The sequence below is a fragment of the Gemmatimonadales bacterium genome (assembly GCA_041390145.1).
Taxonomy (GTDB): Bacteria; Gemmatimonadota; Gemmatimonadetes; order Gemmatimonadales; family GWC2-71-9; genus SPDF01.
Window position 1 is genome coordinate 35,262 of record JAWKQM010000017.1, and the last position, 8,810, is coordinate 44,071.

The 8,810-nt window shown below is 68.8% G+C and carries 4 protein-coding genes; all 4 read left to right on the plus strand.

Translation table 11 applies throughout. The annotated features are described in order from the left end of the window. Positions 1-5: 5 nt before the first annotated feature. The 4 genes from R2910_13230 to gyrA all read left to right on the plus strand — a co-directional run bounded on the left by R2910_13230 (position 6) and on the right by gyrA (position 8,804). On the plus strand, positions 6-1,526 hold the full coding sequence (locus R2910_13230; GenBank protein ID MEZ4413945.1) for an efflux RND transporter permease subunit: 1,521 nt from the start codon (positions 6-8) through the stop codon (positions 1,524-1,526). After that, positions 1,511-3,088, plus strand: coding sequence for an efflux RND transporter permease subunit (locus R2910_13235; protein MEZ4413946.1), 1,578 nt, complete (start codon positions 1,511-1,513; stop codon positions 3,086-3,088). The genes R2910_13230 and R2910_13235 overlap by 16 nt, the downstream gene beginning before the upstream one ends. Beyond that, positions 3,085-6,120 (plus strand): efflux RND transporter permease subunit, encoded by a 3,036-nt coding sequence (locus tag R2910_13240; GenBank protein MEZ4413947.1) that lies wholly within the window; start codon positions 3,085-3,087, stop codon positions 6,118-6,120. The genes R2910_13235 and R2910_13240 overlap by 4 nt, the downstream gene beginning before the upstream one ends. A gap of 179 nt (positions 6,121-6,299) precedes the next feature. Further along, complete coding sequence (gene gyrA / locus R2910_13245; GenBank protein ID MEZ4413948.1) at positions 6,300-8,804, plus strand: DNA gyrase subunit A; 2,505 nt, start codon at positions 6,300-6,302, stop codon at positions 8,802-8,804. The last annotated feature ends 6 nt before the right edge of the window (positions 8,805-8,810 follow it).

The window sequence follows — 8,810 nt, forward strand, 5'->3', positions numbered from 1 at the left end:
TTTTCATGAGTCTTTCCTCCTCCGCAGTCGCCCGCCCCGTCTCCACCATTGCCGCGGTGCTCGGCTTGGTCCTCCTCGGCAGCGTGTCGCTGGGTCGGCTGCCAGTCGCGCTCCTTCCGGACGTGACCCTCCCCGTCCTCACCATCCGCACTGATCTGCCCGGCGCGGCCCCGCCGGAAGTCAGTCGCTTCGTGGCGGAGCCGATCGAGGAGGCCGTGGCCGCCACGCCGGGGCTCGTCGAGCTCCGCTCCATCGCCCGCACCGGTCAGCTGACTACGACCGCCCGCTTCGCCTGGGGCACCGACATGGCATCCACGGTGCTCACCGTGCGCGAGCGGCTCGACAACGCCCGTGGCCGCCTCCCCGAACAGGCCACGCGGCCCACGCTGCTGACCAGCGATCCGGGCGAGCGCCCGATTGCGGTGCTCGCACTGACCGGCCCCGGCGACCTTCGCTCGGTGAGCCGCACCGCCGAGGAGGTCCACGCCCGCCGGCTGGAACAGCTGGAGGGCGTGGCGAGCGTGGCGGTGGTCGGCGCGCCGAAGGACGAGATCCGCGTGGATGTGGATCCGGCGCGGATGCGCGCGCTCGGCCTCTCGCCCAACGACGTGGCGCGCGCCATCGAAGCCGCCAACGCGACCGCTCCCGGCGGCACCATTCGCCGAGGTCAGTTCCGTTTCTCGGTGCGGGCGCTCACCGAATTCCGCACACCGGATGAAATCGGCGCCACGCCCGTTGGTCCCGCGCAGCGCGGCATTCGACTGGCCGACATCGCCACCATCACTCTGTCCACCGCTGATCCGCTCACGATGGTCCAGCTTGACGGCGCTCCCGCCGTCGGGCTCGTCGTATATAAGGACGCGGGCGCCAATACTGTCGCCGTCACCCGGCGCCTCTATGGCTCCATCGGCCAACTCGAGGAAGAGTTCCCCGATATCGGGATGACGGTGGTGGCCGCCCAGGCGCGCTTCGTCCAGGACGCCCTCTCCAATCTTGGCCAGGAAATCGTCCTCGGTGGCTTCCTCTCGCTCCTGGTCATTCTCTTCTTCCTCCGCGACTGGCGGGCCTCCCTCGCCATCGGGCTCATCGTCCCACTTTCAGTGCTGATCGCCCTGGTGATGCTGCAACTGCTTAACGTCAGCGTCAACATCCTCTCCCTCGGCGGGCTCGCGCTCGGTGTCGGCCTCCTGGTCGACAATGCCATCGTAGTCGCCGAGGCGGGCGCCCGGCTCCGCGACCAGGGGATGGACCCCGTCACCGCCGCGCGGGTGGCCGGCGAGGAAGTGGCGGGACCGCTCACCGCTGGCACGCTGACGACGCTGCTGGTGTTTGGGCCGATCATCTTCGTGCAGGGACTCGCGGCCGCGCTCTTCCGCGACCTTTCGCTCAGCGTCGTGACGTCGCTCTCGGCGGCGCTTGTCCTTGCGCTGACCCTGATGCCGGTGATGATGGCGCGGCGCGGTCGCAGTGCCACCAACGCGCCGCGCCCGGTCTCCCGTGGGGCGCACGGATGGGCGCCCGCCTGACGGATCTGTACGAACGCGGCATGGAATGGTCGTTGAGCCATCCGCGACGCGTCTTCGGCATCGCGCTGGTGAGCATCGGACTGATGGTGTTGCTCGCGTCCCGCCTTCCGAAGGAAATCCTGCCGCAGGTGGACGAGGGGGTCGTGGTGGCCGACCTCACGCTCCCAGAGGGGACGGCCATCGAGGAGACGGCGCGCCAGGCTGGGCGGCTGGAGAAGGCGGCGGAGTCGCTGGGTTCCGCGGAGGTGTATGCGCGGATCGGCGCAGCAACAGATGAGGAAGTGCTCTCCGGCGCCGACCCCGGCTCCTCGAGCACTGCGCAGCTGATCATTCCGGTGCCGGATGGCAAGAGTGCCGCGAAGTTCGCCGAGGCGCTCCGGGCGCAGGTGCCGGACCTCGCGGCGGGTGCACTCGCGCTCGACCTGGCCGGGCAGACCGAGTTCGGGTCCCTCATCGGCCGGGAGGGTCGGCTGGTGCGAGTCGAGGTCGGCGCGCCCCGGCTCGCCACGGCCGCGGCGTGGGCCGACACGGTGCGGATGGCGATGGCCACGCTGCCCCGCCTGTCCGACGTCCGGGAGGCGCAGCGCGGCACCCAGCCGATGATCGAGATCTCCCTGGAGCGGCGACGCATCGCGGAGCGGGGCATCGACGTGCAGGCGGTGGCACAGGCACTGGCCGGCGGATTGGGCGGCGTCAGCGCCAGTGAGCTTCGCGAGACCGATCGCCGCACACCGATCACCGTGCGGCTGGCCGGCAACGCGAACGAGGACCTCGCCGCCGCGCTGCAGACCACCATCAACGGCGTGCCGGTGGGAGAACTGGTGACGGTGGAGGAGGTGCGGGCGCCGATCGAGGTGGTCCGCGTCAACCAGCGTCCGGTGACCGTGGTCGAGGCCACCGTCGAGACCGGGGGCACCGCCCGCGCCAGCAGCGATGTGGCGAAGCTGCTCCGCACCATTTCGGCGCCGCCGGGCGTCACCTGGACATTGAGCGGCGCCGACCAGGAGCGCCGCCGTACCACCCAGGAATTGTTGCTGGTGGCGCTGCTCTCGGTCGCGCTGGTTTTCCTGGTGCTGGCCGGCGAGTTCGCATCGTTTACCGTCCCCCTCGTCATCATGCTCACCGTGCCGCTCGCCGCCGCCGGCGGCATCGTGGTACTCTGGCTTACCGGCCAGAGCCTCAACGCCGTTTCGATGATCGGCATGGTGGTCATGATCGGCATCGCCGACAACGACGCCGTGGTCAAGCTCGACGCGATCCGCCGCTTCCGCGAACAGGGGGTGCCGCTCCGCAAGGCGATCATCGCCGGCGGGCGCCAGCGGCTTCGCGCCATCGCCATGACGTCGCTCACCACCATCATGGGTGTGATGCCGCTGGTCTTCGGGTTCGGCAGCGGGGGAGAACTCTACCAGCCGCTGGCGGCGGGCGTCATTGGCGGATCGGTGAGCGCGACGCTGGTGACGTTCTTCCTGATGCCGACTGCGTACTATGTGATTGAGCGGCGGAACCAGTCGGCCGAGACTGCCCCGCGGCCCCGCGACCCCGCGGCCCCGCCGAAATGATCCGCTGGGCTGTCAAACGTCCCGCAGTCATCGCCGCGACGGCGCTCGCCCTCTGCCTTGCCGGCGGCGTCGCCTTCACGAGACTCCCGCTCGCGACCCGCACCACCGTCGAACTGCCGAAAATCAGCGTGACCGTCTCCTGGCCCGGGGCCGCCGCCGAGGTGGTGGAGACCTACCTCACCTCGCCGATCGAGGCGGCGGTGCAGGCGGTGCGCGGCGTCCGGAAAACCAGCAGTGAATCCTCCGAGGGCCAGTCCCGCCTGACGATCGAACTCGATCCCACCACCGATGTGCGGATGGCCCGGCTCGCCATCCTCGAACGAATGGAACTGCTGCGCCCGGACATGCCGCCGGGCGCCCGCGCTCCCTCGGTCGCCAACTGGGTGCCGGAGGAGTTGAGCGAGAGTCCCCTGATCCGCTACACCATCACCGGGCCGTACACCGCCGGTGCGCTCAGCCGCATCGCCCGGGACGACATCGCGCCGAGGCTGAGCGCCGTGCCGGGCGTGGCCGGCATCAACATGCGGGGTGACGCCGATCTCGGGGTGGCGGTGGCGTACGACCCGACCTTTCTCCGTCGGCAGGGGGTCTCGCCAGGGTTGCTGTTCGAGGCCATCGCCAACTCCCGTATCGTCCAGTCGCTGGGTGACGAGAAGCTCGGTGCGTCGGTGCGCACGGTGGTGCTTCGCGACCAGCCCCGCGCCATCGAGGACCTCGCCGACCTTCCGATCGCCGGCCCCGGCGGGCGGGTCTTCCGGCTGGGAGATCTTGCCACCGTGCGGCCGGAGGAAGATGCGCGCGGTCGCTTTTACCGGATCAATGGGCTACCCGCCGTGTCGCTCGACGTGTCGCGGCTCGCGGCCGCCGACGCCATCCAGACCGCGGCGCGGGTGCGCGCGCTGGTCGCGGAGCTGCAGCCGGTGCTGCCGCCCGGCGTCAAGCTCCGCATCGAGGACGATGAAAGCATCGAGCTGGCCAAGCAGCTCACCGACCTGGTGCGCCGGGGGCTCCTCGCCGCGGTATCGGTGGCGCTCGTCCTCCTCCTCACGCTGCGGAACGTCCGCGCCACGGCGCTGGTGCTGGCCAGCGCCGCCGTCGCGATTGCCGGCACCGCCCTCGGCCTCTATCTCCTCGAGATTCCCGCCAACCTGCTGACGCTCGCCGGGCTCGGCATGGGCATCGGCGTCCTCGTCCAGAATGGGCTCGTGGTCATGGAGCGGCTCCGCACCGCTCCCGACACACCCGAGGGGCGCGCCGACGCCGGTCGCCGCATCATGCCGGCCGTCGTCGGCAGCACGCTCACCACCGGTGTGGTGCTGCTCCCCTTCCTCTACCTCCAAGGGAATGCCCGGGCGGCGTTCGTGCCGTTCGCGGCGGCGTTTGCCCTCGCGCTCGGCTCGTCAGTCGTGTCGTCGCTGGTGATGGTGCCGGCACTCGGCGCCGGGCACGGCGTGGCGCGCGGCGGCTGGCCGCGGCTCGACCGCGCCTACCGCTGGGTGCTCATCAAGCTGCTCCGCTGGCGCTGGGTGACGGTGACGCTCACCACCGCGGGGCTGGCCGTCCTCACCTGGGGGTTCATCAACAAGGTGCCGCGCTACAATTGGGGCGACTGGTTCGGCCAGCGGACCACGCTCAGCGCCTCGCTCGGCTTCCCGCGCGGCTCCGATCCGGTCAGCCTCGACCTCGGGATGAGGGAGTTCGAGCGCCTCGTCGTCGGTGTGCCCGGCGTCGAGCAGGTGGTGACGATGGCCATGGGCGACCGTGCCTACATGCAGGTGCTCTTCGAGAAGCAGGCCGGGCTCGGGGCCCTGCCGAGCCAGCTGCAGGAGGCGCTGACGCAGCGGGCGGTGCTGATCGGCGGGGCCAGCGTATCGGTACAGGGGAGCGGGCCCGGCTTCAATTCCGGGTTCGGTGGCGGGGGCAGCGTCTCCTACCGCGTCAAGCTCCTCGGCTATTCGTTCGACGGTGTCGAGCGGCTGGCGCTCGACCTCAAGGAACGGCTGGAGCGGATCCCGCGAGTGCGCGACGTGGACATCAACGCCGGCAGCTTCTGGGGGCAGGACAAGGCGTTCACCGTCACCCTCATTCCCGACCGTGCCGCGCTGGCGCGATACGGCCTGACGGCACGGGACCTCTCGGCGGCGGTGTCGCGCGAGGTGCGGGGGCCGGTGGGCGCCCAGCGCATCGACATCGGCGGGGAGGAGATCGAGGTGAACCTCAAGGCGGCAGGGGCCCGGGAACGGAGTCTCGAGGAGCTGCGGTCGGCGCTCGTCCCCACCGCCTCCGGCGCGCCGGTCCGGATCGGCGACCTGGCCGCCGTCGAGGAGCGCGAAGGGCTCGGGACGGTCACGCGCGAGGACCAGCAGTATGTGCGGATCGTCGGGTACGATTTCCGGGGTCCCAACAAGCTTGCCGAGCGGACGCACAACGCCTTCATGGCGTCGATTGCGGTGCCGCCGGGGTATTCGGTTGCGGACCAGCGCTTCGACTACAACCGCGACGAGAGCGGCAAGGGGCTCTGGCTGGTCTTCGCCATCGGCGTGGCGCTGGTGGTGCTCGCCGTGGCGCTGGTGTTCAACTCGGTCTGGGCCACCGCGATGGTGGCGCTCTCCCTGCCGATCGCGGTGGCCGGGGTCGGGGCGGCGTTCTGGGTGGCGGGGACGGCGTTCGGCCGGGAGGCGGCGGTCGGGGTGATCCTCGTGGTGGGCCTGGCGGTGAACCAGGCGATTCTGCTGGTGCATGGAGCGCTGGAGAGGCGGGGACGCGGGGATGCGGGGATGCGGGGAAGCTTGAGCGGGGCAGATGTGGTGCGGGTGGCCCGGGACCGTTCCGCCATGATTGTCCTGGTCACACTCACGACCGTGGCGAGCCTCCTGCCCCTGGCGATTGGGACTGATCCCGACAGCCTCTTCGGGTCGATTGCGCTCGCCACGGCAGGCGGAACGCTCTTCGGCACCATCGGCGCGATGTTTGTGTTGCCGGTGTTGTTGGCCGCGGTGCGGCCAAGGCGGGGCAGGACGGCAGCGGGGTAGTAGTCGTCTCCCCTCTCCCGGAGGGAGAGGGGCCGGGGGTGATGGGTTCTCATCCCATTGCCCCCCAATACTTTACCATCCCCCATTTCGGTTGATTTCCGACCCCAAAACAGGGTATATTTTGCTGTTCCCGGTGGCCCGGCCGGCCACCCGGTTGTCCGCACCAACCCCGAGTTCACATGACCGCCCCGAATTCCCGCGAGCGCATCCTTCCTCGCCTGATCGAAGAAGAGATGCAGCAGTCGTTCATCAACTACTCGATGAGCGTCATCGTCTCCCGCGCGCTCCCCGATGTGCGCGACGGCCTCAAGCCGGTCCATCGCCGCATTCTCTACGCGATGAACGAGCTGGGCCTGGTGCCCGGGCGGGCGTACAAGAAGTCCGCCACGGTGGTCGGCGACGTGCTCGGCAAGTACCACCCGCACGGCGACTCGTCGGTGTACGACGCCCTGGTGCGCATGGTGCAGGACTTCTCGCTCCGCTATCCGCTGGTGGACGGCCAGGGCAACTTCGGCTCGGTCGACGGCGACTCGGCGGCGGCCTACCGGTACACCGAGGCCCGTCTCACCCGCATCGCGATGACGATGCTGGAGGACATCGACAAGAACACCGTCGATTACCAGCCCAACTTCGACGACCGGCTCCAGGAGCCGACCGTCCTCCCCTCCAAGATCCCGAACCTCCTGGTCAACGGCTCGAGCGGCATCGCCGTCGGCATGGCCACCAACATTCCCCCGCACAACCTCCGCGAAATCGCGAAGGCGGTGGAGTTGCTCGTCGACAACCCGGAGGCGAGCATTGCCGACCTCCGGAAGGTCATCAAGGGCCCCGACTTCCCGACCGCCGGCTACATCTACGGGCGCGAAGGGATCAAGGAGGCCTACGAGACGGGCCGTGGCCGGGTCATCATGCGCGCCCGTGCGCAGATCGAGGAGAAGGAGTCGAGCAACAAGTCGCAAATCGTGGTCACCGAGATTCCCTACCAGGTCAACAAGGAAAACCTGGTCCGGTCCATCGCCGAGCTGGCCATGGCGAAGAAGATCGAGGGCATTACCGGTGTGCGCGACGAGTCCGACCGCGACGGCATGCGCATCGTGGTGGAACTCAAGCGCGACTGCATTCCCAACGTGGTGCTGAATCAGCTCTACAAGCGTACCACCATGCAGTCGACCTTCGGCGTCATCATGCTCGCCCTCGTGGGCGGAGTGCCCAAGGTGATGGACCTGAAGGAGATGCTGTCGCACTTCATTGCGCACCGGCACCAGATCATCGTCCGGCGCACCCAGTTCGACCTCGACGCGGCGCAGGCCCGCGAGCACATCCTCGACGGCCTCAAGATCGCCGTCGACAACATCGACGAGGTCATCAAGATCATCCGCGGCTCGGCCGACACCCCCGAGGCCGACGCCAAGCTGCGCAAGCGGTTCAAGTTCAGCGAAAAGCAGAGCGACGCGATCCTCAACATGCGGCTCGCCAAGCTCACCGGGCTCGAAATCGACAAGCTCGAGGCGGAGCTCGCCGAGGTGCGCGCCACCATCGCCGACCTCAAGGACATCCTCGGGTCGCAGTCGCGCCGCAACGGCATCCTCAAGACGGAGACGGCCGAGGTGGCCGCCAAGTACGGCGACGAACGTCGGACGGAGATCGTGGCCGACCAGGGCGACTTCTCGGTCGAGGACCTGATTGCCGAAGAGGACATGGTCATCACCATCTCCCACACCGGCTACATCAAGCGGATTCCCGTCACAACGTACAAGCGGCAGCGCCGCGGCGGCCGCGGCATGGCCGGCATGGGGACCAAGGATGACGATTGGGTGGAGCACCTCTTCATTGCCTCGACCCACGATTACCTGATGTTCTTCACCGACCGCGGCCAGGTGTACTGGCTCAAGGTCCACGAGATCCCGCAGGGGGGCCGCGCGGCGCGCGGCAAGCCGGTGGTCAACTGCATCGCCATCGGGAGCGACGAGACCGTGGCGTCGACGGTGGCGGTCCGGGAGTTCACCGACGACCGCTCGCTGATGTTCGCCACGCGGAACGGCACGGTCAAAAAGACCGTCCTCTCCGCCTACGGCAACGTCCGCTCGAACGGTATTAACGCCATCAACATCGATGCCGATGACGCGCTCATCGACGTCCAGCTCTGCGACGCCAGCAACGACATCGTGCTCGCCACCCGCGACGGCATGAGCATCCGCTTCCACCAGGGCGACGTGCGCGAGATGGGTCGCGCCACCAGCGGCGTGAAGGGCATTGAACTCGACAAGGACGACGCCGTGATCGGGATGGTCATCGTCCGCCGCGAGGCCACGCTCCTGGTCGTCAGCGAAAAGGGCTACGGCAAGCGCTCGGAGCTCTCGGAATACCGGGTGCAGAAGCGCGGCGGCAAGGGGATCATCACCCTGAAGAAGACTGAAAAGACCGGCCGGATGGTGGCGCTCAAGGAGGTCATCCCGGAAGACGAGCTGATGATGATCACCCGGCACGGCGTCATCATCCGGGTGCCGGTCGAGGGGATCAGCGTCATCGGCCGCAACACCCAGGGGGTGCGCGTCATCAACCTCGATGCGGGCGACATGCTCGTGGACGTGGCGCGCGTGGTGAAGGAAGACGACAATGGCACCGAGGAGCCGACCGGCGACGAAGCCGCCGCCCCTGCCGGTGACGACACGGACGAGGGCTGATGAACA

Bases quoted from the DNA above. Each gene is read 5' to 3' on its own strand.
- gyrA (MEZ4413948.1), top strand. From the start codon at position 6,300: ATGACCGCCCCGAATTCCCGCGAGCGCATCCTTCCTCGCCTGATCGAA.
- R2910_13235 (MEZ4413946.1), top strand. From the start codon at position 1,511: ATGGGCGCCCGCCTGACGGATCTGTACGAACGCGGCATGGAATGGTCG.
- R2910_13230 (MEZ4413945.1), top strand. From the start codon at position 6: ATGAGTCTTTCCTCCTCCGCAGTCGCCCGCCCCGTCTCCACCATTGCC.
- R2910_13240 (MEZ4413947.1), top strand. From the start codon at position 3,085: ATGATCCGCTGGGCTGTCAAACGTCCCGCAGTCATCGCCGCGACGGCG.